The organism is Streptomyces sp. NPDC004435 (genome assembly GCF_042873895.1).
GTDB lineage: Bacteria > Actinomycetota > Actinomycetes > Streptomycetales > Streptomycetaceae > Streptomyces.
Genome location: NZ_JBIAMB010000010.1, coordinates 286,358 through 310,494, shown reverse-complemented (window position 1 = coordinate 310,494; position 24,137 = coordinate 286,358). Strand labels below are relative to the sequence as shown.

The 24,137-nt window shown below is 73.7% G+C and carries 25 protein-coding genes and 1 pseudogene; 9 read left to right on the top strand and 17 right to left on the bottom strand.

Annotated features, from left to right (window positions below):
- Positions 1-138 precede the first annotated feature (138 nt).
- A complete protein-coding gene (locus ACFYT9_RS20685) occupies positions 139-717 on the top strand; it encodes an ATP-binding protein (RefSeq protein WP_376600243.1) in 579 nt (192 codons plus the stop codon).
- Between the two features lie 195 nt (positions 718-912).
- Here ACFYT9_RS20685 and ACFYT9_RS20680 read toward each other — a convergent pair whose 3' ends face one another.
- Complete coding sequence (locus ACFYT9_RS20680) at positions 913-1,683, bottom strand: SAM-dependent methyltransferase (RefSeq protein ID WP_389165812.1); 771 nt, start codon at positions 1,681-1,683, stop codon at positions 913-915.
- A gap of 95 nt (positions 1,684-1,778) precedes the next feature.
- Positions 1,779-3,005 (bottom strand): ROK family protein, encoded by a 1,227-nt coding sequence (locus ACFYT9_RS20675; protein ID WP_376600246.1) that lies wholly within the window; start codon positions 3,003-3,005, stop codon positions 1,779-1,781.
- 103 nt (positions 3,006-3,108) lie between these two features.
- Here ACFYT9_RS20675 and ACFYT9_RS20670 point away from each other — a divergent pair, with 103 nt between their 5' ends.
- Positions 3,109-3,843: a maleylpyruvate isomerase family mycothiol-dependent enzyme gene (locus ACFYT9_RS20670; RefSeq protein ID WP_389165808.1), complete on the top strand. Its 735-nt coding sequence runs from the start codon at positions 3,109-3,111 to the stop codon at positions 3,841-3,843.
- A 3-nt stretch (positions 3,844-3,846) separates the two neighbouring features.
- Here ACFYT9_RS20670 and ACFYT9_RS20665 read toward each other — a convergent pair.
- Together ACFYT9_RS20665 and ACFYT9_RS20660 are read right to left on the bottom strand one after the other, a co-directional pair.
- Positions 3,847-3,933 (bottom strand): annotated as a pseudogene (locus ACFYT9_RS20665) (transporter); the annotation flags it as partial.
- Between the two features lie 21 nt (positions 3,934-3,954).
- Positions 3,955-4,665 carry a TetR/AcrR family transcriptional regulator gene (locus ACFYT9_RS20660; protein WP_389165806.1) on the bottom strand — a complete coding sequence of 237 codons (711 nt, stop codon included), beginning with the start codon at positions 4,663-4,665 and terminating at the stop codon, positions 3,955-3,957.
- A 203-nt stretch (positions 4,666-4,868) separates the two neighbouring features.
- On the opposite strand from ACFYT9_RS20660, the gene ACFYT9_RS20655 reads away from it, so the two are divergent.
- Positions 4,869-5,309 carry a nitroreductase family deazaflavin-dependent oxidoreductase gene (locus tag ACFYT9_RS20655; protein ID WP_387276033.1) on the top strand — a complete coding sequence of 147 codons (441 nt, stop codon included), beginning with the start codon at positions 4,869-4,871 and terminating at the stop codon, positions 5,307-5,309.
- A 55-nt stretch (positions 5,310-5,364) separates the two neighbouring features.
- Here ACFYT9_RS20655 and ACFYT9_RS20650 read toward each other — a convergent pair whose 3' ends face one another.
- Positions 5,365-6,648, bottom strand: a complete 1,284-nt coding sequence (locus ACFYT9_RS20650; protein ID WP_376600255.1) for a geranylgeranyl reductase family protein — start codon at positions 6,646-6,648, stop codon at positions 5,365-5,367.
- A 448-nt stretch (positions 6,649-7,096) separates the two neighbouring features.
- On the opposite strand from ACFYT9_RS20650, the gene ACFYT9_RS20645 reads away from it, so the two are divergent.
- The gene (locus ACFYT9_RS20645) at positions 7,097-8,464 is read left to right on the top strand and encodes a dipeptidase (protein ID WP_389165804.1); all 1,368 of its coding nucleotides are present in this window, start codon (positions 7,097-7,099) and stop codon (positions 8,462-8,464) included.
- Between the two features lie 143 nt (positions 8,465-8,607).
- Positions 8,608-9,306 carry an MBL fold metallo-hydrolase gene (locus ACFYT9_RS20640; RefSeq protein ID WP_387276017.1) on the top strand — a complete coding sequence of 233 codons (699 nt, stop codon included), beginning with the start codon at positions 8,608-8,610 and terminating at the stop codon, positions 9,304-9,306.
- 10 nt (positions 9,307-9,316) lie between these two features.
- Here ACFYT9_RS20640 and ACFYT9_RS20635 read toward each other — a convergent pair whose 3' ends face one another.
- Positions 9,317-10,354 (bottom strand): NUDIX domain-containing protein, encoded by a 1,038-nt coding sequence (locus tag ACFYT9_RS20635; protein ID WP_387276019.1) that lies wholly within the window; start codon positions 10,352-10,354, stop codon positions 9,317-9,319.
- 137 nt (positions 10,355-10,491) lie between these two features.
- On the opposite strand from ACFYT9_RS20635, the gene ACFYT9_RS20630 reads away from it, so the two are divergent.
- Positions 10,492-10,692, top strand: coding sequence for a hypothetical protein (locus ACFYT9_RS20630; protein ID WP_389165801.1), 201 nt, complete (start codon positions 10,492-10,494; stop codon positions 10,690-10,692).
- A gap of 13 nt (positions 10,693-10,705) precedes the next feature.
- Here the strand turns inward: ACFYT9_RS20630 and ACFYT9_RS20625 are convergent, their stop codons facing one another.
- Entirely contained in the window at positions 10,706-11,671 is a 966-nt protein-coding gene (locus ACFYT9_RS20625) for an ROK family protein (RefSeq protein WP_389165798.1), read from the bottom strand.
- Between the two features lie 173 nt (positions 11,672-11,844).
- On the opposite strand from ACFYT9_RS20625, the gene ACFYT9_RS20620 reads away from it, so the two are divergent.
- On the top strand, positions 11,845-12,891 hold the full coding sequence (locus ACFYT9_RS20620) for a LacI family DNA-binding transcriptional regulator (protein ID WP_389165796.1): 1,047 nt from the start codon (positions 11,845-11,847) through the stop codon (positions 12,889-12,891).
- Positions 12,892-12,897: 6 nt separating this feature from the next.
- Here ACFYT9_RS20620 and ACFYT9_RS20615 read toward each other — a convergent pair whose 3' ends face one another.
- The 5 genes from ACFYT9_RS20615 to ACFYT9_RS20595 all read right to left on the bottom strand — a co-directional run bounded on the left by ACFYT9_RS20615 (position 12,898) and on the right by ACFYT9_RS20595 (position 17,424).
- Positions 12,898-14,187, bottom strand: a complete 1,290-nt coding sequence (locus ACFYT9_RS20615) for a DUF6986 family protein (RefSeq protein ID WP_387276025.1) — start codon at positions 14,185-14,187, stop codon at positions 12,898-12,900.
- A gap of 156 nt (positions 14,188-14,343) precedes the next feature.
- The gene (locus ACFYT9_RS20610; RefSeq protein WP_376604409.1) at positions 14,344-15,306 is read right to left on the bottom strand and encodes an electron transfer flavoprotein subunit alpha/FixB family protein; all 963 of its coding nucleotides are present in this window, start codon (positions 15,304-15,306) and stop codon (positions 14,344-14,346) included.
- A 66-nt stretch (positions 15,307-15,372) separates the two neighbouring features.
- Entirely contained in the window at positions 15,373-16,158 is a 786-nt protein-coding gene (locus tag ACFYT9_RS20605; protein ID WP_376604407.1) for an electron transfer flavoprotein subunit beta/FixA family protein, read from the bottom strand.
- Positions 16,159-16,356: 198 nt separating this feature from the next.
- Positions 16,357-16,881 (bottom strand): flavin reductase family protein, encoded by a 525-nt coding sequence (locus ACFYT9_RS20600; protein WP_376604405.1) that lies wholly within the window; start codon positions 16,879-16,881, stop codon positions 16,357-16,359.
- A gap of 216 nt (positions 16,882-17,097) precedes the next feature.
- Positions 17,098-17,424 carry a TlpA family protein disulfide reductase gene (locus tag ACFYT9_RS20595; protein ID WP_376604403.1) on the bottom strand — a complete coding sequence of 109 codons (327 nt, stop codon included), beginning with the start codon at positions 17,422-17,424 and terminating at the stop codon, positions 17,098-17,100.
- Between the two features lie 227 nt (positions 17,425-17,651).
- Here ACFYT9_RS20595 and ACFYT9_RS20590 point away from each other — a divergent pair, with 227 nt between their 5' ends.
- On the top strand, positions 17,652-18,377 hold the full coding sequence (locus ACFYT9_RS20590; RefSeq protein ID WP_376604401.1) for a lysophospholipid acyltransferase family protein: 726 nt from the start codon (positions 17,652-17,654) through the stop codon (positions 18,375-18,377).
- 64 nt (positions 18,378-18,441) lie between these two features.
- On the opposite strand, the gene ACFYT9_RS20585 is transcribed toward ACFYT9_RS20590, so the two are convergent.
- From ACFYT9_RS20585 to ACFYT9_RS20565, 5 genes are all read right to left on the bottom strand, one after another.
- On the bottom strand, positions 18,442-19,134 hold the full coding sequence (locus ACFYT9_RS20585; RefSeq protein WP_389165794.1) for a B3/4 domain-containing protein: 693 nt from the start codon (positions 19,132-19,134) through the stop codon (positions 18,442-18,444).
- Positions 19,135-19,299: 165 nt separating this feature from the next.
- Positions 19,300-20,379, bottom strand: a complete 1,080-nt coding sequence (locus tag ACFYT9_RS20580) for a threonine aldolase family protein (RefSeq protein WP_376606049.1) — start codon at positions 20,377-20,379, stop codon at positions 19,300-19,302.
- Positions 20,376-21,134 (bottom strand): SDR family NAD(P)-dependent oxidoreductase, encoded by a 759-nt coding sequence (locus ACFYT9_RS20575; protein WP_389165791.1) that lies wholly within the window; start codon positions 21,132-21,134, stop codon positions 20,376-20,378. Before ACFYT9_RS20575 ends, ACFYT9_RS20580 begins: the two co-directional genes overlap by 4 nt.
- Before the next feature lie 35 nt (positions 21,135-21,169).
- On the bottom strand, positions 21,170-22,576 hold the full coding sequence (locus ACFYT9_RS20570; protein ID WP_387279949.1) for a DUF6421 family protein: 1,407 nt from the start codon (positions 22,574-22,576) through the stop codon (positions 21,170-21,172).
- Positions 22,577-22,732: 156 nt separating this feature from the next.
- On the bottom strand, positions 22,733-23,317 hold the full coding sequence (locus ACFYT9_RS20565; protein ID WP_376602318.1) for a GNAT family N-acetyltransferase: 585 nt from the start codon (positions 23,315-23,317) through the stop codon (positions 22,733-22,735).
- Positions 23,318-23,485: 168 nt separating this feature from the next.
- On the opposite strand from ACFYT9_RS20565, the gene ACFYT9_RS20560 reads away from it, so the two are divergent.
- Positions 23,486-24,067, top strand: a complete 582-nt coding sequence (locus tag ACFYT9_RS20560) for a DUF5134 domain-containing protein (protein ID WP_389165788.1) — start codon at positions 23,486-23,488, stop codon at positions 24,065-24,067.
- The last annotated feature ends 70 nt before the right edge of the window (positions 24,068-24,137 follow it).

Genomic DNA, 24,137 nt, shown 5'->3' with positions numbered 1-24,137 from the left:
GTGACGGCTGGTTCACGCTGGAACCACCTCACTGAGGGTGGAACGGTGGTGACACTGTGCTCAGTGCGCCGCCCTGCCGTACCGCATGACAGATCCGAATCTCCGTCTTCTTCTGGACCACTTCGGGGAGTCGCAGCCGTGATCAGCGAGCCGAGCAGGTATTACGCGGTGGAGCTCCAGGCCCTGCCGTCGCGGATCGGACAGATCCGCAGGATCGTCGCCGCCCATCTGCGCCATTGGCACCTCGACGACCTGGTCGATCCCGTCGCACTGGGAGTGACCGAACTGTTGAGCAATGTGCACCGCCATGCGCAGCCCGACAAGGAGTGCACCGTCGAGCTGGAACTCCTGCTCGACCGGCTGACCGTCTCGGTCCGGGACAACGACCCCCGGATACCGGTGGCGGCGGAGTCCGCCGCCGAGGACCTGTGGGGCGATCCGGAAGCGCTCGCCACCTCGGGCCGCGGCCTCGCCATCGTCGGGGCGCTCAGCGACAGCTGGGGCGTCCGCCCGCGGGGCGCGAGCGGCAAGGTCGTCTGGTTCACCCTGACCGCGCCGCCGTGCGCCGCCGGACCGGCCGTGGCCGGCGCCGCGGCCGGGTTCGGATTCGACCTCGTGCCGCTCGCCCCGATCGTCTCGTACAGCCGTCTCGCGGGCGTGCCCCTGGGCGGGCCCGTCGAGACCCCGGCGCTCGCGGCGAGCGGCGCCGGGACCTGACACGCGCCGACGGCCGGCCGGGAGCGGTGACCGGCGGCGTGGTGGGCCCGACCGGAGTGATGGCCCGGAGACAGTGGTGGCCCGGCGGTCGGCCGGGGCCGCGGGTCAGACGGTGGCAGTGGTGGCCCGGCGGTCGGCCGGGGCCGCGGGTCAGACGGTGGCAGTGGTGGCCCGGCGGTCGGCCGGGGCCGCGGGTCAGACGGTGGCGACGAGGGTCAGGTAGGCCATGCCGAGGACGTTCCGGTAGCCGTTCAGCCACCAGCCCCGCTGCCGGTCGACGCGCTCGCGGGTCTCGGTGGCCAGCGGGTGGTCCGGGTGGGAGGCGAGCCACCGCTCCGTGTCGTACCGGTAGCCGGACTCGAAGGTCTCCCACTCGTCGCGGCTCGCCGTCTCGATCCACGCCGGACGGAACCCCGCCGCGATCGCCAGGTCGACGAGTTCCCGCAGCGGGAAGTGGTCGCCGGTGCTCGCGTCGGGCCACATCCCGGCGAGCTCCGCCTCGGTGGGGGTCCGCTCCCAGAAGCCCTCGCCGAGCACGACCACGCCACCGGGCCGGACCAGCCGGCGCAGCTCGCGCAGCGCCTCCGCGGGGTCGTGCGGCAGCTCCGGATCGCACAGGGCCTGGCTGGAGCCGAGGCAGAGAATCGCGTCGACCGGGCCGCGCTCGCTGCCGCGCGCGGACTCCTCGACGAAGACGGTACGGTCCGCGAGACCTCGCTCCGCGGCGAGCTCCCGGCCCCGGGCCAGGTCCTCGGCGTTGATGTCGACGCCGATGCCCTTCGCGCCGGGGGCCGCGTCGAGGATCCGGAGCAGCAACTCGCCCCAGCCGCAGCCGATGTCGAGGACGTCGGCGGGGGCCGACTCGGCGATCCGGCGGACGAGGCTCTCGGCCCGCTCCTCGGAGAGCGGGCCGTGGAAGGTGAGGCTGCCCAGGCGGGGCGGGAGTTCGGCATCGGAAGTGATCATGGAAGGGGACGTTACCGGTCGGGGACGCCCTCGCCCACCCCTTTACCCGCCGCCCGCCTGCTCCCGGGGCCGGCGCGGCGAGGTGCGTCCCCCGTTCAGGCGGGGACGCCGGCGAGCGCGGCCAGGGGGTCGTCGAGGACCGGCTGCCAGGCCAGTTCGGCGGCGCCCACCAGGCTGTTGTGGTCCAGGGTGCAGGGCAGGATCGGTACGCCGCCGCTGCGGCCCCACAGACTGCGGTCGGCGACGACCGCGCGCAGCCGCTCCGGGTCGGCGTCGAGCAGCTCGCGGTGGAGCCCGCCGAGGATGATCCGGTCCGGGTTGAGGATGTTCACCAGGCCGGCCAGCCCCAGGCCGAGACGGTCGATCAGCTCCTCGACCGCACCGCGCACCCCGGGGTCGTCCGGCGCGGTCCTGAGCAGGTCGCGGGCCTGCTGGAGCAGGGACACCTCGGGGCCGGGTTCCCGGCCGGCGACCGTGAGGAAGGCGAGCGGGTCGGTCTCGACGTCCAGGCAGCCGCGGCCGCCGCAGTGGCAGGGGACGCCGTCCGGATTGACCGTCAGATGGCCCACCTCCAGGGCGAGACCCGCACTGCCCGTGTGGAGCCGCCCGTCGAGGACGAGCGCTCCGCCGACGCCCCGGTGGCCGGTGGCCACGCAGAGCAGGTCGCGGGCACCGCGTCCGGCCCCGTGCCGGTGCTCGGCGAGCGCGACGAGGTTCACGTCGTTGCCGGTGAAGGCCGGGCCCTCGATGCCGGCCTCCCGGATCCGGTCGGCGAAGATCTGGCGGACCGGCGCGCCGGCCGGCCAGGCGAGGTGGAGCGGGTTGAGCGCGGTGCCCTCGGGCTCGGCGACGGCCGACGGCACGGCCAGTCCCGCGCCGACGCAGCGCCGGCCGGACTCCCGGAGCAGCGCGGCGCCCGCGTCGACGACGGCGCCGAGGACCTGCGCGGGGTCGGCGGAGACCGTCACCGAACCGGGGACGGTGGCGACGAGCGTGCCGCCGAGCCCGACCAGCGCGGCCCGGAAGCCGTCCGCGTGGACCTGCGCGGCGAGCACCACGGGGCCCTTCTCGTCGACGGCGAGGCGGTGCGAGGGACGGCCCTGCGAACCCGCACCGGCTCCCGGGTTGGAGTCGACCCGGATCAGCCCGAGGGCCTCCAGCTCGGCGGCGACGGCCCCGGCGGTGGCGCGGGTGACCCCGAGCTCGGCGGTGAGGACGGCCCGCGTCGGCGCCCGCCCGGTGTGCACCAGTTCCAGCGCGGGTCCGAGCGCGCTGCGCCCCCTGTCCAGCCGAGTACGCGTCGTCGTCGCCTTGCCGTTCATGCGCCTGAGTCTGCCATGATCGGGGCCGCCCGCCGGACCGGCCGGGACCCGGCCGTGGCGGGGACGGACCCCGGGCGGGACGCATGCGTGAGACGGGGGAACGATGAAGGTCGCGGAGCACATAGAGGCGCTGGAGACGGCGGGCGTGGCGCTCGCCGACGCGGCGGAGACGGCCGGGACGGACGCCGAGGTCCCGACCTGCCCCGGGTGGAGGGTCCGCGACCTGCTGCGGCACACCACGGTGGTGCACCGCTGGGCGACCGGCTTCGTCGCCGAGGGTCTGACCGCGTACCGTCCCGAGGGCGACGAACCCCGGCTGGACGGCGCCGCCCTCCTCGCCCACTACCGCGAGGGCCACACCGCGCTGGTCGCCGCGTTGCGCGCCGCACCGGAGTCCCTGGCCGCCTGGGCCTTCTTCCCGGCCCCGTCACCGCTCGCCTTCTGGGCCCGGCGGCAGGCCCACGAGACGACCGTCCACCGGGCCGACGCCGAGTCGGCGCTCCCGGCGGGGCCCCGGCCGGTCGAGGCCAGGCTCGCCGCCGACGGCGTCGACGAGCTCCTCACCGGCTTCCACGGCCGCGACCGCAGCCGGGTCAGGACCGCCGCCCCGCGCTCGCTGCGGATCCGGGCGACCGACACCGGCGACGTGTGGACGGTACGGCTCTCGGCGGCGCCGCCCGTGACGGAGCGCGCGGCGGCGGGCCCCGTGGACGCGGAGATCTCGGGGACGGCAGAACGGCTCTACCTGGCGCTGTGGAACCGGGTGCCCGCGACGGAGGTGGCCGTCAGCGGCGACGCGGAGCTGCTGCGGCTGTGGCGGGAGACCTCGGCGGTCTGATCCTCCCGCCGACCTGCCCCGCTCCCGGCGCGGGATCAGGTCGCCGATGATCGCCGTCACGCCGACCGTGAGGCCGCCGGCGCCGGTGCCCGGCCGGACCTCCGCCGTCGCTCAGCGGCTCGGGCGCGGCAGCAGACCGGCCTCGCGGCCGAGCCGTTCGGCGGCGGCGGAGAAGAAGGCGTCGCGGTCCTCGACGACCCGGTTGAACTGGCCGAAGACCTCGAAGGAGACCAGGCCGAAGAGCTGGGCCCAGACGGAGACGAGGGCGACGGCGAGCGCCGGCGGCAGGTCGGGGGCGACATCGGCGGCGAGCCGCGCCGCCTCCGGGGCGAGGCCGTCCGGGAGCGGCGGCAGCGCGACGCCCTCGTCCTGGTACGCCGCCCGGGCGACCGAGACCAGCAGCAGGCCGACCCGGGCGGCCGGTCCGACCGTGTCCTGGGGGGCTGTGTATCCGGGGACCGGGGAGCCGTAGATCAGGGCGTACTCATGGGGGTGGGCGACGGCCCAGGCGCGGACGGCGCGGCAGACGGCGGTCCAGTGGGCGAGGTGGTCGCGGGGCCGGGCGCGCACGGCGGTGGCGTGGGCCGCTTCGGCGGCGGCGCCGACGGAGTCGTACGCGTCGACGATGAGCGCGGTCAGCAGCTCGTCACGGCTGGGGAAGTAGCGGTAGAGCGCGGAGGAGACCATGCCGAGCTCGCGGGCGACGGCGCGCAGCGAGAGCTTGGCGGCGCCCTCGGCGGCGAGCTGCCGGCGGGCCTCGTCCTTGATGGCGGCGGTGATCTCGGTCCGGGCGCGGGCGCGGGCTCCTTGAACGGTGGTCATGGAGAGCAGTGTGCCACGTTTCGGATCGCCGCACTGAAACGAGAGCAGTGCTCTTGCTTGTGAGCGCCGATCCGTGCAGACTGTTCTCAAGCGAGAGCAGTGCTCACGATTCACTCAAGCGATACGAATCGAGAGCACCGCTCCCGAAAGACTTCCACGCCGCGCCCCAGGAGGCCTCCGTGTCCACCGCTCCCACCCACGTCATGAAGCCCGGCTGGTTCACCGTCAACGTCATGAACCGCGCCGTCGCGTGGCTGACCCGACGGGGCATCAGCGTCTGGGGCTCGCGCGTCCTCGCCGTCAAGGGCCGCAAGAGCGGCGCCTGGCGGACCACCCCGGTCAACGTCCTCACCCTCGACGGCGAGCGCTACCTGGTCGCCCCGCGCGGCCACGTCCAGTGGACCCGCAACATGCGGGCGGTCGGCGGCGGCGAGCTGCACCTCGGCAAGCAGGTCGAGGCGTTCACCGCGACCGAGGTCGCCGACGACGCCAAGGTCGAGGTGCTGCGCGCCTACCTCAAGCGCTGGAAGGCCGAGGTCGGCATCTTCTTCGCCGGCGTCGGCCCGGACTCCACCGACGACGAGCTGCGCGCCGTCGCACCGAAGCACCCCGTCTTCCGCATCACCGCCGCCCCGAACGCGTGAGGGTGGGCACGGACCCCGGTCCGCACCCACCCTCACCACGGGACGAGCGTCCGCGTCAGGACGCCTCGGTCTCCCGTCGCTCGGCGGCGAGCTCCTCGCCGCCCGCGCCGTCCCCGTCCGCCCCGTCCTCGTCCCTGCGACCCACGCCCCGGCCCGCCGGGCCGACGCCCGCCTCGGTGTCCATGCGCTTGTCGAGCACTTCCAGGGCCCGCCGGGCCAGACCGTTCGAACGGACCATGCCGGCCAGCGTTGTCGAGCCCCGGGTGATGTCCGCGAACGCCTTCCAGGCGGGCCGGACGCCGGTGATCACCGCGTGCAGCAGCCCCGGTCGGCGCTCGAAGACGGCGAGCATCCGCCGGCCGACCGCCATCTCCACACCGAGGCCCGCCTTGATCGCGAAGGCGTAGTTCAGCGCCTGGCGGCGGGCGTCCACCGCGTCGCCGGCCTCCGCCACCCGCACCGCCCACTCACCGGCGAGCCGGCCGGAGCGGAGCGCGTACGAGATGCCCTCACGGGTCCACGGCTCCAGCAGGCCCGCCGCGTCGCCGCAGACCAGGACCCGGCCGCGGGAGAGCGGCGAGTCGTCGGCGCGGCAGCGGGTCAGATGCCCCGAGGAGATCGTGGGCTCGAAGCCGGCGAGGCCGAGCCGGGCGACGAAGTCCTCCAGATACCGCTTGGTCGCCGCGCCCTCGCCGCGCGCCGAGATGACGCCCACGGTCAGCGTGTCGCCCTTCGGGAACACCCAGCCGTAACTGCCCGGCATCGGGCCCCAGTCGATCAGGATGCGGCCCTTCCAGTCCTCCGCCACCGACGGCGGCACCGGGATCTCCGCCTCGAGGCCGAGGTCGACCTGGCCGAGCTTCACCCCGACATGGGCTCCTATCCGGCTGGCGCTGCCGTCCGCGCCGACCACGGCCCGCGCGAGCACGGTCTCGCCGTCGGCGAGGACCACCGCGACCGTCCGCCGGTCCGGCACCGCCGGGCCGTGCTGCTCCACCCGGACCACGGTGGCGCCGGTGCGCAGCTGGGCGCCGGCCTTCTGCGCGTGCTCGACGAGCTGGGCGTCGAACTCGGGCCGGTTGATGAGTCCGAAGAGCATCCGGCGGGAGCGCCGGGTGCGGGCGAAGCGCCCTTCGAGGGAGAAGGTGACGGCGTGCACCCGGTCCTGGAGCGGCAGTTCGAAGCCGGGCGGGAGCGAGTCCCGGGAGGGGCCGATGATGCCGCCGCCGCAGGTCTTGTACCGGGGCAGCTCGGCCTTCTCCAGGAGCAGCACCCGGCGGCCGGCGACGGCCGCCGCGTAGGCCGCCGACGCTCCGGCGGGACCGGCGCCGACGACCACGACGTCCCAGACGTCCGGCCGCTCCGGATCGAGACCTTCGAGACCGTCCGCGACGTCCGGGCCGGTGTCGGTGCCGGTGCCGGTGCCGGTGCCGGTGTCCGACTCCGCCTCGGTCAACGCCTCGGTCACCGCCTCCGCTGCCGCCTCGGTCACCGCCTCCGTCGCCGCGACGAGGCCGGGCTCCTCGCCCGCCACCGCGTCGGACGGGCCGGCAGCCGGGGCCGGCTCGCCGGGCACGAGCGGCTCGGTGTGCTCCGGACCGGTGTTCTCTGCGTGCTCGCTGCTCACGATGTGCTTCTGCTCCTGATCCGACCGGCGTCTGCTTCCCGCATCCTACGACTCGGTAGGCCACAGTCCGGTCGTAGGATCGACGGTGCGATCGCCGTACCACCAGATACGCCGTTCGCTCCCTCTTGCACTCAACGTCGCACCCACGAGGAGCGTGCCCATGACGCCGAATCCGATCGCCGAGACCGTCCGGTCCCTGATGCCTCGGGCCAGGACCGAGCTGGCGGAGCTGGTCGCCTTCGAGTCGGTCGCGGACGAGGCCGTGGCGCCCCGCAGCGAGTGCGAGGCCGCCGCGAACTGGGTCGCCGACGCCCTGCGCGCCGAGGACTTCCGCGATGTGGCGCTGCTCGACACCCCGGACGGCTCGCAGTCGGTGTACGGCGTGCTGCCGGGCCCGGCCGGAGCACCGACCGTCCTGCTCTACGCCCACTACGACGTACAGCCGAAGCTCGACGAATCGGCGTGGGAGACGCCGCCGTTCCGGCTCACCGAGCGCGAGGACGGGCGCTGGTACGGGCGCGGCGCCGCCGACTGCAAGGGCGGTTTCATCCTCCACCTGCTGGCGCTGCGGGCCCTGAAGGCCAACGGCGGGGTGCCGGTGACCGTGAAGATGATCGTCGAGGGCTCCGAGGAGCAGGGCACCGGCGGCCTGGAGCGGTACGCCGAGCAGCACCCCGAGCTGCTGACCGCCGACACCATCGTGATCGGCGACGCGGGCAACTTCCGGGTCGGGCTGCCGACGGTGACCGCGACCCTGCGCGGCATGACGATGATCCGGGTCCAGATCGACACCCTGGAGAGCAACCTCCACTCGGGCCAGTTCGGCGGTGCCGCGCCCGACGCGCTCGCCGCGCTCATCCGGGTGCTGGACTCGCTGCGGGCCGAGGACGGTTCGACGGTGATCGACGGTCTGCCGGCCGACGCCGTGTGGGACGGTCTGCAGTACCCGGAGGAGCAGTTCCGCGCGGACGCCAAGGTGCTGCCGGGCGTGGACCTGCCGGGCGCCGGCTCGGTCGCGGACCGGATCTGGGCCCGCCCGGCCGTCACCGTCATCGGCATCGACTGCCACCCGGTGGCGGGCGCGACCCCGTCGATCCCGCGGACCGCCCGCGCCCAGATCAGCCTGCGGGTGCCGCCCGGCCAGGACGCGGCCGAGGCGACCAAGCTGCTCTACGCCCACATCGAGGCGCACACGCCGTGGAACGCGCGCGTGACCCTGGAGCAGGTCGGCCAGGGCCAGCCCTTCCAGGCGGACACCGCCAGCCCGGCGTACGCGTCGATGGCGGAGGCCATGCGGGTCGCGTACCCGGGCCAGGAGATGCAGGCGGCCGGCATGGGCGGCTCGATCCCGCTCTGCAACACGCTCGCCACGCTCTACCCGGAGACGGAGATCCTGCTCATCGGCCTGAGCGAGCCGGAGGCGCGGATCCACGCGGTCAACGAGTCCGTCTCGCCGGAGGAGCTGGAGCGGCTCTCCGTCGCCGAGGCACTGTTCCTCGTCAACTACGCGGCCGGCCGCCGCGCCTGACACCCGGACAGCCGGACAGCCGGACAACCGGACAACCGCCGGAGCGGTCCCCCGCGGACCGCTCCGGCGATTCAGCGTCGAGCGAAGCTCGCGGAGAGCGTAGAGGGCCCCGGCGGCCGGGGGACGGCGTCTACGTTCGGCGCATGGAACTCCAGAGGATCACGCCCCGGCTCCACCTGCTCGACTACTCGATCGGGCAGGCGTACCTGTGGCGGGACGACACGGAACTGACCCTGGTGGACGCCGGCTGGGCCGGCTCGGCGGACCGCACGACGGCGGCGATACGGGCGGCCGGCCTCGATCCGGACCGGCTGGCCCGGATCGTCCTCACCCACGGCCACCGCGACCACGTGGGCGCGGCGCGGGAGCTGGCGGACCGGCACGGCGCCGAGATCGTCGCCCACCGGCTCGACGCGCCGTACGTGCGCGGCGAGCTGCCGGTGCCCGACCCCGACCTGCTGGAGTGGGAGCGCCCGATCTGGGAACACGGCCTCACCTGCCCGGAGGCACCCCCGACGCGGGTCGACCGGGAGGTCGAGGACGGCGACGCGCTCGGCTTCGGTGACGGCGCGGTCGCGGTCCACACCCCCGGGCACACACCGGGCTCGATGGCCGTCCATCTCCCCCGCCACGGCGTGCTCTTCGCGGGCGACACCGTGGCGTCGGTGCAGGGCGTGACCTTCGGCGTGATGCACGTAGACCGCGCGCTCGCGCTCGCGTCGCTGCGCCGGCTGGCGGAGCTGCGTCCCGCGGTGCTGTGCTGCGGGCACGGGCCCGCGGTGACGGAGGAGACGGCGGAGCGGCTGTCGGCGGCCGCGGCGGCCGGGGCCGTCGCGCCCTGACGGCGGGCGGTCAGCCCACCGGGACGCCCGCCTCCAGGTTGAGCACGGTGCCGCGTTCGCGTGCGCGCAGGGCCCAGCGGAGGCGGTCGTAGCGGACCGGCGGGAGGAGGTCCGCGGCCTCCTGCTCGGTGACGAAGCGCCAGGCGCGCAGTTCGGCGCCGGGGAGCCGCAGCCGGGCGGTGTCGCGGGCGCCGAGCCGGCCGCCGTCGAAGAGGAGCCGGAGGCCGCCGAAGCCGGGTGGCTGGGGGCGTTCCCAGTCGACGAGGAGCAGCCGGGGGACGGCGTCGAGTTCCAGGCCGATCTCCTCGGCGACCTCGCGCATCCCGGCGCGGGCGGGCGGCTCGCCGGCCTCGACGACGCCGCCGGGGAACTCCCAGCCGGGCTTGTAGGTGGGGTCGACGAGGAGGAAGCGGTCCTGTTCGTCGAAGAGGAGGACTCCGGCGGCCAGCGTCTCGCGGGTCGGTTCCGGTGTCTGGACGATGCCGCAGGAGGCCGCGCGGCCGCCCTGGACCGCGTCGGCGACGGCCCGTGCGGTCTCGGCGACGGTGAGCGCCGTGGTGTCGACGGCGAGCGCGTCGGCGCCGAGCCAGCCGGCGGCGGCCTCCCGGTAGGCCGGGAGGTGGTCGTGGCACCAGCGGCGGACGTCGGCGTCGACGTCCGGGTCGCCGTGGTCGGCGCGGGTGTCGATACGGCTCCGCAGGATCGTTTCCTCCGATGCCAGAAGCACATGCCGGACGTCGATCCGGCGGGCGGCGAGCCCGCCGAAGATCTCGTCGCGGTACTCCTGCCGGAGCAGCGTCATCGGGACGACGAGCACCCCGCCGACCTCGGCGTGCAGGGCGGCGGCGGTGTCCACGACGAGCCGGCGCCAGATGGGCAGGTCCTGGTAGTCGTCCACCTCGGCGAGGCGCTTGGCGGGGAGGAGCCGGCGCAGCTCCCCGCCGGTCGCCTCGGGGTCGTACAGCGTGCTGTGCGGGATCAGTCCGACCAGTTCGCGCGCGGTGCTGGACTTCCCCGCGCCGAAAGCACCGTTGATCCAGACGATCACGATTCCCCCCTCATCGACGGCCCCCTGTGGCTTGCCCGCAACACCCTGCCACGGAAACCACGAACACACGTCCGAGCCGATGCGTAACGCTTCCGGCCCGGACGTCGTTGACAACGCGAGCACGAGGGGGTGCGGAAATGGACCGTACGGTTCTGGAGCGGTTTCCGGCGGGCGGGCCGCGGGGCCACTGGCCCGCCGAGGAGTACGCGGGCGCGTGCCGCGAGGAGGGGGTGCCGGCCCGGGTCGTGATGGACCTGGCGTCCGACACCTTCCTGGTCGTGGTGGAGCAGCGCGTGCCGGAGCGGGCGGAGGCCCGGGCGTCTCCCCTACGCGAGTGAGCGCGGTGCCCGGTCAGAGCGCCGCGCGGGCGGCCGCGGCGGCGCCGAGGAGGCCCGCGTCGGTGCCGGTGGCGGCGGGGACGACGGTCAGACCGCGCGCGAAGGAGAGCGTGGCGTAGTCGGCCAGGCCGCGCCGGAGCGGAGCGAAGAGGACGTCCCCGGCTCCGGCCACTCCCCCGCCGATCACCGCGATGTCGATCTCCACCAGGTGCGCGGTGGCGGCGATCCCTGCCGCGAGGGCGCGGGCGGCCCGCTCGAAGGCGGCGACGGCGGCCGGGTGGCCGGCTCGCGCGGCCTGTGCCACCGCGGCGGCGGAGGTGTCGCCGTCGGGGCCGGGCCGCCAGCCCTCGTCGAGGGCGCGGCGGGCGATGTGGGGACCCGCGGCGAGGCGTTCGAGGCAGCCGCGGCCACCGCAGGCGCAGGGGTCGCCGTCCAGGTCCACGCTGAGGTGGCCGATGTGGCCGGCGTTGCCGGTGGGGCCCGGGTGCAGCCGCCCGCCGAGAACCAGGCCGCCGCCGACGCCGGTCGAGACGACTAGGCCCAGCGCGTCGGTGTGGCCCCGGGCGGCGCCGAGCCAGTGCTCGGCGGCGGTCATGGCGACGCCGTCGCCGACGAGGGTGACCGGCCTGCCGCCGGTGAGCCGTCGGACCCGCTCGACCAGGGGGAAGTCGCGCCAGCCGGGCACGTTGACCGGGCTGACCGTGCCCCGGGCGGCGTCCACGGGGCCGGCGCTGCCGATGCCGACAGCCTCGACGGCGTCCCAGAGGAGGGAGGTCGTGAGGGCGCCGAGCACCTCGCCGACCGCGCCCAGCACCGTCTCCGCGTCCTCCTGGGCCGGAGTGGGCCGCCGGCTGCGGGCCAGGATCCGTCCCTCCGCGTCGACCAGCGCCCCGGCGATCTTGGTGCCGCCGATGTCGAGCGCGGCGACGGGGCCGCGGGCCGGGGCGTGGGCGGGGGCGGGCGCGGGGGTGGTGGGCATGCGGGTAGGTTCTCACGCTGCCGCGCACGCCTTACGGCCCGGACCGGCCACGCGGGACCGGGAACCTGCCCGCCCAGCTCTGACAACGTTTTCCAGGCTCTATGCTCGCTCCGGAGGCGCATGATCCGCCGGACGGCGCCCGCCGGCACCCCACAACGGAGGAACCCCGCACCGTGGCCGAGACCCCCCGCCCCGAGCCCCGCTACGGCAACCGGCCCACGATGAAGGACGTGGCCGCCCGGGCCGGCGTCGGCCTCAAGACCGTCTCGCGGGTCGTGAACGGCGAGCCGGGGGTCACCCCCGAGACCGAGCGGCGGGTCCGTGAGGCGATCGACGCGCTCGGCTTCCGCCGCAACGACAGCGCACGGGTGCTGCGCAAGGGGCGCACGGCGACCATCGGGCTCGTCCTGGAGGATCTGGCCGACCCGTTCTACGGGCAGCTCAGCCGGGCCGTGGAGGAGGTCGCGCGGGCGCACGGCACCCTGCTGATCAACGGTTCGAGCGCGGAGGACCCGGAGCGCGAGCAGGAGCTGGCGCTGACGCTGTGCGCGCGCCGGGTGGACGGACTGATCGTGATCCCGGCCGGGGACGACCACCGCTATCTGGAGCCGGAGATCCGGGCGGGCGTGGCGACGGTCTTCGCCGACCGTCCGGCCGGGCTCATCGACGCGGACGCCGTCCTCTCGGACAGCTTCGGCGGGGCCAGGGCGGGGGTGGCGCACCTGATCGCCCACGGGCACCGGAGGATCGGTTTCGTCGGCGACCGGCCGCGGATCCACACCGCGGCGGAGCGGCTGCGCGGCTACCGGGCGGCGATGGAGGACGCGGAGCTGCCGGTCGACGAGCGGTGGGTGGCGCCGGGTTCGACGGATCCGGAGCGGGTGTCGGCGGCGCTCACCGGGATGCTCTCCGGGCCTGATCCGGTCACGGCGCTCTTCGCGGGCAACAACCGGGTCACCGTCACCGCCGTGCGGGTGCTCGCCGAGCGGACCGCTCGTGGCGGCGGGGCGCCGGTGGCGCTGGTCGGCTTCGACGACGTCGAACTCGGCGACGTGCTGGGCGTCACGGTGATCGCGCAGGACCCGGCGGCGCTCGGCAGGACCGCCGCCGAGCAGTTGTTCCGGCGTCTGGACGGGGCGGCCGAGCCGCCCCGCCGGGTCGTCATCGGGACGCGGCTCCTCGCCCGGGGTTCGGGCGAGGTGCCTCCGTCGCCTTGCTGAGCGGGGTCAGCCGGCGCTGGCGGTGAGGTCGCCGCGGCGCGGGGCGGCGAAGCGCTCCAGGGCGGCGCGGGTCATGCCGGTGAGCGCGTCGACCTCGGCGGTGTCGAGGGCGCCGCACTGGAGGCCGCGGAGCAGGTAGGAGGAAAGCGCCTTGGCGGTGGCGGGCTCGTCCATGACGTCGCCGCCGGCGTGGTTGGCGTAGGCGGAGAGACGCTTGGCGGCGGTCTCGAAGCCCTCGCGGTAGAAGGCGAAGACGGCGGCGTAGCGGGTCGGGATGTGGCCCGGGTGCATGTCCCAGCCCTGGTAGTAGGCGCGGGCCAGGGCACGGCGGGTGAGGCCGTAGTGGAGCTTCCACGCCTCGTGGACGTGGGCGGTGGAGCCCACCGGGAGCACGTTGGTGGAGCCGTCGGAGACGCGTACGCCGGTGCCGGCGGCGGCGACCTGCATGATCGCCTTCGCGTGGTCGGCGGCCGGGTGGTCGCTCGCCTGGTAGGCGGCGGAGACGCCGAGGCAGGCGCTGTAGTCGAAGGTGCCGTAGTGGAGGCCGGTGGCGCGGCCCTCGGCGGCGTCGATCATGCGGGCGACGGCGGCGGTGCCGTCGGCGGCGAGGATGGACTGGCTGGTCTCGATCTGGATCTCGAAGCCGAGGCGGCCGGCGTCGAGGCCGTGGGCCTTCTCGAAGGCTTCGAGGAGCCGGACGAAGGCGGTGACCTGCTCGGGGTAGGTGACCTTGGGGAGGGTGAGGACGAGGCCGTCGGGCAGGCCGCCGTTCTCCAGGAGACCGGTGAGGAAGACGTCCGTGGTCCGGATGCCGCGGTCGCGGACGGCGGCCTCCATGCACTTCATCCGGATGCCCATGTACGGGGCGGCGGTGCCCTTCGCGTACGCCTCGTTGATCAGGCGGGCGGCGCGGGCCGCGTCCTGGTCCTCGTCCGCGCCGGCGTAGCCGTCCTCGAAGTCGACGCGCAGGTCCTCGATGGGCTCGCGCTCCAGCTTGGTCCGCACGCGGGTGTAGACGTCCTCCGCGAGGTCGTCGGAGAGGCCGAGGACGGCGGCGAAGGAGGCCGCGTCCGGGGCGTGCTCGTCGAGCGCGGCGAGCGCCTGGTCGCCCCAGGAGCGGATGGTGCCGGCGTCGAAGACGTTGCCGGGGACGTAGACGGTGTGGACGGGCTGGCGGGTGCCGGGGTCACCCGGGTAGCGGCGGTCGAGCTCGGCGTCCACCGCGGCGAGGGAGGAGCTGATGCCCTCGCTCACCGCGCCCGCGAGGCTCGTCGACACCTTCTCCTGCTGACCCATCCCTGTTCCCTCCTGTTTTCCGCTGCACGGAATCAATAATCCGTATAGCGAAGTTAGTAGTCCGCCGGGACCTGCGTCAATGGTTGTCCGAAACGGCCGGGGGCCGCACGGCGAAACTCGCCGTGCGGCCCCCGGGACCTGCGGAAGCGCTGGTCGTCAGCCCTTGCGGGTCTGGACCTCCTGGGTCAGGACCGGGACGACGTCGAAGAGGTCGCCCACCACGCCGTAGTCGACGAGGTCGAAGATCGGCGCCTCGGCGTCCTTGTTGATGGCGACGATGGTCTTCGAGGTCTGCATGCCGGCGCGGTGCTGGATCGCGCCGGAGATGCCCGCGGCGATGTACAGCTGCGGGGAGACCGACTTGCCGGTCTGGCCGACCTGGTTGGAGTGCGGGTACCAGCCGGCGTCGACGGCGGCGCGGGAGGCGCCGACGGCAGCGCCGAGCGAGTCGGCGAGGGCCTCGATGACGGCGAAGTTCTCGGCGCCGTTGACGCCGCGGCCACCGGAGACCACGATCGCGGCCTCGGTCAGCTCCGGGCGGCCGGTGGACTCGCGCGGGGTGCGGGCGGTCACCTTGGTGCCGGTGGCCAGCTCGCCGAAGGAGACCGCGAGGGCCTCGACGGCGCCGGCGGCCGGGGCCGCCTCGACCGGGGCGGAGTTCGGCTTGACGGTGATGACCGGGGTGCCCTTGGAGACGCGGGACTTGGTCGTGTACGAGGCGGCGAACGCGGACTGCGTCGCGACCGGACCCTCGTCACCGGCCTCCAGGTCCACGGCGTCGGTGATGATGCCGGAGCCGATGCGGACCGCGAGGCGGGCCGCGATCTCCTTGCCCTCGGCGGAGGACGGGACGAGCACGGCGGCCGGGGACACGGCGTCGTAGGCGGCCTGGAGGGCGTCGACCTTCGGGACGACCAGGTAGTCGGCGAACTCGGCGGCCTCGGCCGTCAGGACGCGGGTGGCACCGTGCTCGCCGAGGACGGCGGCGGTGTCGGCGGCGCCGTTGCCCAGCGCGACGGCGACCGGCTCGCCGATGCGGCGGGCGAGGGTCAGCAGCTCCAGGGTGGGCTTGCGGACGGATCCGTCGACGTGGTCGACGTAGACCAGAATCTCAGCCATGGGACTTCAATCTCCTGCGAACGAAAAGGGGGACGGCCTGAGGGGACAGCACGGCTCGCGGGAGCCTCAGATGAACTTCTGGCTCGCGAGGTACTCGGCGAGCTGCTTGCCGCCCTCGCCCTCGTCCTTGACGATCGTGCCCGCGGTGCGCGCCGGACGCTCGTCGGCGGAGTCCACGGCGGTCCAGGAGCCCTCCAGGCCGACCTCGTCCGCGTCGAGCTCCAGGTCGTCGAGCTCCAGCTCCTCGACCGGCTTCTTCTTCGCGGCCATGATGCCCTTGAAGGACGGGTAGCGGGCCTCGCCCGACTGGTCCGTCACGGAGACGACGGCCGGGAGGGAGGCCTCCAGCGCCTCGGAGGCGGTGTCGCCGTCACGGCGGCCCGTCACCTTGCCGTCCTCGACCTTGACCTCGGAGAGCAGGGTCACCTGCGGGACGCCCAGGCGCTCGGCCAGGATCGCCGGCAGGACGCCCATGGTGCCGTCGGTGGAGGCCATGCCGGCGATGACCAGGTCGTAGCCGGTCTTCTCGATCGCCTTGGCGAGCACCAGCGAGGTGGCCATGACGTCCGAGCCGTGGATGTCCTCGTCGTCGACGTGGACGGCCTTGTCGGCGCCCATCGACAGCGCCTTGCGCAGCGCGTCGCGCGCGTCCTCGGGGCCGACGGTGAGGACGGTGACCTCGGCGTCGTCCGCCTCCTCGGCGATCTGCAGCGCCTGCTCGACCGCGTACTCGTCGAGCTCCGACAGGAGACCGTCGACGTCCTCGCGGTCGACCGTCAGGTCGTCGGCGAACTTCCGGTCGCCAGTGGCGTCCGGCACGTACTTCACACAGACAACGATCCTCAAGCTCACGCCGGCTCTCCTACTGCATCGTCATAACTGGGCTGCCTTGTTGCTCGCAGCATAGGCGCCTGAAGGGCGGGTTTCCGGTCGGGGCGCCGGACGCCCCGACCATATATTACTCGCCAGTACACCCAGTTCGTGACCATTAAGCAAGCGCTCAGGAATGTGACCTTGCCAACGCGGCGAGCGCGGCCGGCACGGGAACTCTCAGTCGCGCAGCGCGTTGAAGCGCCCGTGGTGGTAGAGCAGCGGTCGGCCCGCGCCCTCCGGGTCACCCGCCACCGCCTGCGCTATCACGATCCGGTGGTCGCCCGCGGGCACCCGGGCCACCACCCGGCAGACCAGCCAGGCCAGGACGCCGTCGAGCACGGGCACGCCCTCCGGGCCCCGGCGCCAGCGGGTCGGCTCGGCGAACCGGTCGGCGCCGCTGCGCGCGAAGGTCGTCGCGAGCTCCTCCTGATGGTCGCCCAGTATGTGCACGCCGATGTGGTCGGCCTCGGCGACCACGGGCCAGCTGGAGGAACCGGTGCCCACGCCGAAGGAGATCAGCGGCGGGTCGGCCGCGACGGAGTTGAGCGAGGTGGCGGTGAAGCCGACGGGGCGCTCCCCGTGGGCGGTGATCACGGCCACACCGGCGGCGTGGCGGCGGAAGACGGAGCGGAGCAGGTCCGGCGAGGCGGACCTGGGGGCAGCGATCGTGGGTACCGTGCGGAGCTCGGGCGAAACCGTCATGGAGTTGTCCTTCGTGCTGGGCGGCATGGAGCGGGGTCCTGGGGTCTCAGACACCCGGACAGCGCGCGCTCGCATGACGGCCCAGGTCCACGTGGGCCCGGCCGAAGAGAAGGAGTTCACCGGTCACCCCGTCAGGGTGACGACGGGTGACGGTCCGGGTCAAGTGCGTACCGGGATGTGGGAGATGTGTCACCGCGTCAGACCGGCCGCCGGGGGTCACAGTGCGTGACCGAGGGCGGCGATGACGTCGGCCCTCCGGGGCTGTCCCGCGGCCCGGCGGACGATCCGGCCGGCCGCGTCGAGGACGAGGACGGTGGGGGTACGGGTGACCCCGAGCGCCCGGACGAGCCCGAGGCGCTCCTCGGCGTCGATCTCCACGTGCGCGACGCCCGGCACCATCGCGGCCACCTCGGCGAGGGTGCGGCGGGTGGCGCGACAGGGCTGGCAGAAGGCGCTGGAGAACTGGACGAGGGTCGCGCGCTCCCCCAGCTCCGCGCCGCCGAGCTGTCCCGGTCCGAGCCGTTCGGTGGCCTCCGCCGTCATCCCTGTCCCTCGCTCCCGCGTCCCGCCTTCTCCGGTGCAGCGTCGCACGGCACCGTCGCATTCCCGCCACGACCACCGCGAGTGACGAGAATCTCCCCGTACGAAGCCGCATGGACTGGTCACGGCGCCCCACATGCGGCACGATCTGCCCAAAGCCGAAAACCTACGGCCGCGTAACTTCGCCGGGAGAGCCCTCCCAAAGGCACAGACGAAGGGGTACCTCTCCCATGGCAGAACTCGTGTACCGACCGGTGGTCGGCGCAGCGCTCACCATGTTCAAGGCGCTCGACCTCAAGATCGACACACAGGGTTCGGAGCACATCCCGCGGACCGGCGGCGCCGTCCTGGTGAGCAATCACATCAGCTACCTGGACTTCATCTTCAGCGGTCTGGCCGCGCTGCCGCAGAAGCGTCTGGTGCGTTTCATGGCGAAGGAGTCCGTCTTCCGGCACAAGGTCTCCGGGCCGCTGATGCGCGCCATGAAGCACATCCCGGTGGACCGGGCGCAGGGCGAGCACGCCTACCAGCACGCCCTGGAGGCGCTGCGGAAGGGCGAGATCGTCGGTGTCTTCCCCGAGGCGACCATCTCGGAGTCCTTCACGCTGAAGAGCTTCAAGTCGGGCGCGGCCCGGCTCGCGCAGGAGGCCGGGGTGCCGCTCATCCCGATGGCCCTGTGGGGGACGCAGCGGGTCTGGACGAAGGGCAGGCCGCGGAACTTCAAGCGGGCCCACATCCCGGTGACGATCCGCGTCGGCGAGCCGGTGGAGGCCCCCGCCGACCAGTACGCGGGGGCCATCACCCGGCGGCTGCGCGAGCGCGTCCAGGAGCTCCTCGAGGCCGCGCAGCGCGCCTACCCGGTGCGCCCCAAGGACGCCGCGGACACCTGGTGGATCCCCGCGCACCTGGGCGGCACGGCGCCGACCCCGGAGCAGCTGAAGGCGTCCGGGAACTAGGGCCCGTCCGACCATCGGGGCCGGACCCGACGGGAAGGGTCGGACAGGCCCTGGCCGGTCCGGTTCACTCGGGGTCGCGGACGGTGATCAGCGCTCCCGGGCTGACCTTCTGGAGCGCGTCGGCGAGCTCCTGGCCGGCCGTGAGCAGCTCCTCGCGGGTCATGGGGTCGAGGGACTCCAGCAGGAACACCGCGTCGGTCGTGTCGTCGTCGATGCGGGTGCGCGGGCCCTGGCGCCAGTTCCAGCGGCGGCAGGTCACACCCCGCTCGTCGCACCAGACGATCTCGCCCGGCTCGGGGTGCTCCACGGTCTCCTGGCCGCCCTGGACGGTGACGAACTCCTCCTCGCCGGTGGCCCGGACGAGCCGCATGCCGCCCTCGATCCGGTTCAGGTCCTCGCCGCCCACCGGGATGAGGTGCGCGACGCTGATCGCGTTGTAGGCGTCCACGAGCCGGTTGATGCGGGGCAGTCCGCCATCCGCCGACGCCCGGCGGGCGAGCGCCTCCGCGGAGTTGCGGGTGCGGGAGGGCTTGGCCCCGAAGGCGGTGTACGCGGCGCGCCAGGCGGCGACGTGCGGGTCCTGGTCCGGCGTGCGGCCGTCGAGGCGGGCGGCGAGCCGGGCGGCGGCCTCGTCGAGGAGGGCCGAGCTGATCGCGTCGCTCGGGCCGTTGACGAGCCCGCGGGCTTCGATGGCGAGGTGGGTGAAGCCGGGGACGAGGGCGCGCACCTCGTCGGAGACGGTGAGCTTCAGGGGCATGGTTCGCCGTTCCTTGCTGCTGGGGTCACGGCCCGCGGCGGGACCACCGCGGGGTAAGTTCAGCATAGGGCACCGGGCGATTCATTCCATTGCACCAGAAGGACCGGAGAAAGGCCGGGCGGAGTCAGGGGTGACTCCGCCCGGCCGTTCTCGTGGTGGGCGGCCTCAGCGGGCCAGCTCCTCCTTCAGCGCCTGGAGGAAGGCGTCGACGTCGTCCTCCGTGGTGTCGTAGGAGCACATCCAGCGCACGTCGCCGGCCGTCTCGTCCCAGAAGTAGAAGCGGAAGCGCCGCTGGAGCCGGCGGCTGACCTCGTGCGGGAGGCGCGCGAAGACCGCGTTGGCCTGCACCGGGTAGAGGATCTCCACACCGTCCAGGGAGCGCACGCCCTCGGCGAGGCGGGCGGCCATCGCGTTGGCGTGCCGGGCGTTGCGCAGCCACAGGTCCTTGGCGAGCAGCGCCTCCAGCTGCACCGACAGGAAGCGCATCTTGGACGCGAGCTGCATGGACAGCTTGCGCAGGTGCTTCATGTGGCTGACCGCGTCCGGGTTCAGGACGATCACGGCCTCGCCGAAGAGCATGCCGTTCTTGGTGCCGCCGTACGAGATGACGTCGACGCCCACCGCGTTGGTGAAGGCGCGCATCGGTACGTCCAGGGAGGCGGCCGCGTTGGCTATCCGGGCGCCGTCGAGGTGGACCTTCATGCCCTTGGAGTGGGCGTGCTCGACGATGGCGCGGATCTCGTCCACGGTGTAGACGGTGCCCAGCTCGGTGTTCTGGGTGATCGAGACGACCTGGGGCATCGCCCGGTGCTCGTCCTCCCAGCCCCAGGCCTGCCGGTCGATCAGCTCGGGGGTGAGCTTGCCGTCCGGGGTCGGCACGGTGAGCAGCTTGAGGCCGCCCATGCGCTCCGGCGCGCCGCCCTCGTCCACGTTGATGTGGGCGGACTCGGCGCAGATGACGGCGCCCCAGCGGTCGGTGAGCGCCTGGAGGGCGGTCACGTTCGCGCCGGTGCCGTTGAAGACCGGGAACGCCTCGGCGAGCGGACCGAAGTGGCTGTGCACGATCCGCTGGAGGTGGTCGGTGTAGTCGTCCTCGCCGTAGGCGACCTGGTGGCCGCCGTTGGCGAGGGCTATCGCGGCGAGCACTTCGGGGTGGACGCCGGCGTAGTTGTCGCTGGCGAAGCCCCGGACCGACGGGTCGTGGTGACGACGGGCGTCGGTCCGGTGTCCGAGGGCCGCGGTCACGGCTCGGGGGTCAGCCACAGGCGCTGTCCATTCACTTCCTGGGCGGGCCGCGCCCACAGGCCGGCGATCTCGTCGGCCAGGTCCTTGACGTCGGTGAAGCCCGCGAACTTCGCGTTGGGGCGTTCGGCGCGCATGGCGTCGTGCACCAATGCCTTGATCACCAGGATGGCAGCCGCGGCCTGCGGACCGTCCTCGCCCCCCAGCTTGCGGAAGGAGTCCGCCATGGCGAGGGTCCACGCCTCGGCGGCGGCCTTGCCGGCGTTGTACGCCGCGTTGCCGGCCTGCGGCTTGTGCGCGCCGACCTGGCTGATCAGGGCGTAGCGACCGCTGCCGCCGCTGCGGAGCAGGGCGTCGTGGAAGGCGAGGGAGGTGTGCTGCACCGTGCGGATGAGGAGCTTCTCCAGGAAGTCCCAGTCCTTGAGGTCGGTCTCGGTGAAGGAGGAGGCGCCGCGCCAGCCGCCCACGAGGTGGACGAGTCCGTCGACGCGCCCGAACTCCTTCTCCGTCTTGTCGGCCCACGCGCGCGTGGCGTCGAGGTCGAGGAGGTCCACGGTGTCGCCGACGACCTTGGCGCCGTGGGCCTGGCGGGCGGCCTCGACGGCCTCGGCGAGGCGGGCGGGGTCGGCGTCGGCGCCGACCACGGTCGCGCCGGCGCCGGCGAGGCGGAGCAGGGCCGCGCGGCCCGCGGGGCCGGCCGCGCCGGCCACCGCGATGACGAGCCCGTCGAGGGGGCCGCCGTTCGTCTCGGCGTTCATGGGTGCCGCCTCCTCCGTGTCCTGGCGGGCGTCGCTCACGCGGCGACCCGCTCGGTGCCCGTGACGTCCGCGGCCGTGATGCCCTTGGTCCCGGCGATCACGCCCTTGAGCTTCTTCGCGAGGGCCTCGAAGAACATGCTCAGGGGAAACTCGTCGGGAAGCACGTCGTCGACGAGCTTGCGCGGCGGGAGAGTGAGGTCCAGGGCGTCGGGGCCCTTGGCCCACTTGGAGCCCGGGTGCGGGGCGAGGTAGCCGGAGACGAACTCGTACGCCTTGAACCAGTGGACCAGCTTCGGGCGGTCGATGCCGTCGCGGTAGAGCTTCTCGATGTCGGCGCAGAGGCGGTTGGTGACCTCGGGCGCGCGCTCCCAGTCGATGGTGAGGACGTTGTCCGTCCAGCGCACCACGTCGTTCTTGTGGAGGTACGCGAAGAGGAGCTGGCCGCCCAGGCCGTCGTAGTTGCGGACGCGGTCGCCGGTGAGCGGGAAGCGGAACATCCGGTCGAAGAGGACCGCGTACTGCACGTCGCGGCCGTGCTCGTTGCCCTCGCCCTCGAGCTTCACGGCCTCCTTGAAGGCGGTGAGGTCACAGCGGAGCTCCTCCAGGCCGTACATCCAGAACGGCTGGCGCTGCTTGATCATGAAGGGGTCGAAGGGCAGGTCGCCGCGGCTGTGGGCGCGGTCGTGGACCAGGTCCCAGAGGACGAACGCCTGCTCGCAGCGGGTCTGGTCGTCGAGCATCGCGGCGATGTCCGCGGGCAGCTTCAGGCCCAGGGTGTCGACGGCGGCCTCGGTGACCTTGCGGAAGCGGGCGGCCTCGCGGTCGCAGAAGATGCCGCCCCAGGTGAAGCGCTCGGGGACCTCGCGGACGGCGACGGTCTCCGGGAAGAGGACGGCCGAGTTGGTGTCGTACCCGGCGGTGAAGTCCTCGAAGGTGATGCCGCAGAAGCCCGGGTTGTCGTAGCGGGTGCCCTCCAGCTCGGCCAGCCACTCGGGCCAGACCATGCGCAGGACGACGGCCTCGAAGTTGCGGTCCGGGTTGCCGTTCTGCGTGTACATCGGGAAGAGCACGAGGTGCTGGAGCCCGTCGGCGCGGCCGGCGGCCGGGTGGAACTCCATGAGGGAGTCCAGGAAGTCCGGGACGGCGAATCCGCCCTCGGACCACTTGCGCAGGTCGGCGACGAGCGCCCGGTGGTAGGCGGCGTCGTGCGGCACGAGCGGGGAGAGCTGCTCGACGGCGGCGACCAGCCGGTCCACGGTGAGCTCGACGAGGGCGCGTGCGGGGGCGCCCTCGGTCTCGAAGTCCACGGAGCCGTCGGCGCGCTGCCAGACCCGGATCTCCTCCACGGCGTTCTTGAGCTCGGCCCACGCCGGGTGGTCGATCACACGGGTGTCGGTGGCTATCCCCTCACCGGTCACGTCCTGCACAAGAATTTCCGTCATGCCTCTTCCTCCACAGGAGAACCTTGCGTAAAGGAACCGTATCCACGCAGGGGTGATCCCCGCAAGGGGAGCAAGAGAAATTCTCTCGTGAGACACCCACCCGACCGCATTTTTTCCTGTCGGCCGGGGGGTGCAGGTGTGCTTCCGCCGGAAGGATCAGACCGACGGCTCCGCCAGAGGCTTCACCAGGAGCTCGAAGCGGAGGTCCTCGCGCCGGGGCAGGCCGAAGCGCTCGTCGCCGTACGGGAAGGGGCTCGTCTCACCGGTGCGCCGGTAGCCCCGCCGCTCGTACCAGGCGATCAGCTCCTCCCGGGCGGTGATCACCGTCATGTGCATCTCGCGCACGTCCCACAGCGCGCGGACCCGCCGCTCGGCCTCCGCGATGATCGCCTTGCCGAGGCCGGCGCCCTGGAGCTCGGGACGGACGGCGAACATGCCGAAGTACGCGGCCTCGCCGCGGTGCTCCAGCTGGCAGCAGGCGACCGTCTCGCCGTCCCGCTCCACCAGGAGCAGCACGCTGCCCGGGGCGGAGATCACCGCCGCCACGCCCTGCGGGTCGGTCCGCTGCCCGTCGAGCAGGTCCGCCTCGGTGGTCCAGCCGGCCCGGCTCGCGTCGCCCCGGTAGGCCGACTCGACGAGCGGCACCACGACGGGGACGTCGTCGAGCACCGCCTGCCGGTACGTGACGGTGCCGGTCTCCCGGTGCTCTGCGGTGCCGGGAACGGGCGTGGCGGTGTCCATCGTGCGGGGCTCCCCTCGGGTGCTGCGGATCGGCGTACGCGATCGTTCCGAGCCTAACGCGCGCCTCCGCGCTCCCTTTCGTACGCCTGTGCGCGCCCGTGCGCCCGCGTGCGGGCACCGCGCCGCGGGCAGCTCTCGGTGGGGGTGGAGTCGAGGGGGAGGTGTGCCGTGCACGGACCGGCCCTGTCCGGCTGGCTGCTCGTCGCGCTCTGCGCGGCCATCGGGGCGTACTGCCTGCTGCGGATGCGGACGTGCTCCGGAGAGGAGCGCCGGGCCGCCCGGGCGGAGGCGGTGATGGGCTTCGGGATGGCCGCGATGGCGCTGCCCTCGGCGGCCGTCGGCCCGCCGCCCTGGAGCTGGGCGGTGTACGCGGCGCTGTTCGGCGCGCTGGCCGCGTCGGACCTCCTCTCGGCGCGGCGCGGCGGACACCGGCTGCACCACGCGGTCGGCTCCCTGGCCATGCTCTACATGGCGCTCGCGATGGCCCCGGCGACCGGCGGCGCGCAGGCGGTCCACACGGCGCACGGGGCGGGCACGGCCGGCGGCATCCCCCCGCTCACCGGCGGGCTGCTCCTCTACTTCATGGTGTACGTGCTCCGCACCGGCGCCCGGCTCGTCCCGGTCGCCCCGCACGCGCGCGTGGCGGGGGCCGCGGGCGGAGGCGGTCCCGCGTGGGCGACGCCGGAACTGACCCTGGTGTGCCGGCTGTCGATGGGACTGGCCATGCTCGCGATGCTCTCCATGGTCTGAGTGCCGTGCCCCGCATGGCCGTTCGGGCCGGCCGGAACAGAAACCGTGGCGTGCGTCACTTGGCCGGTGC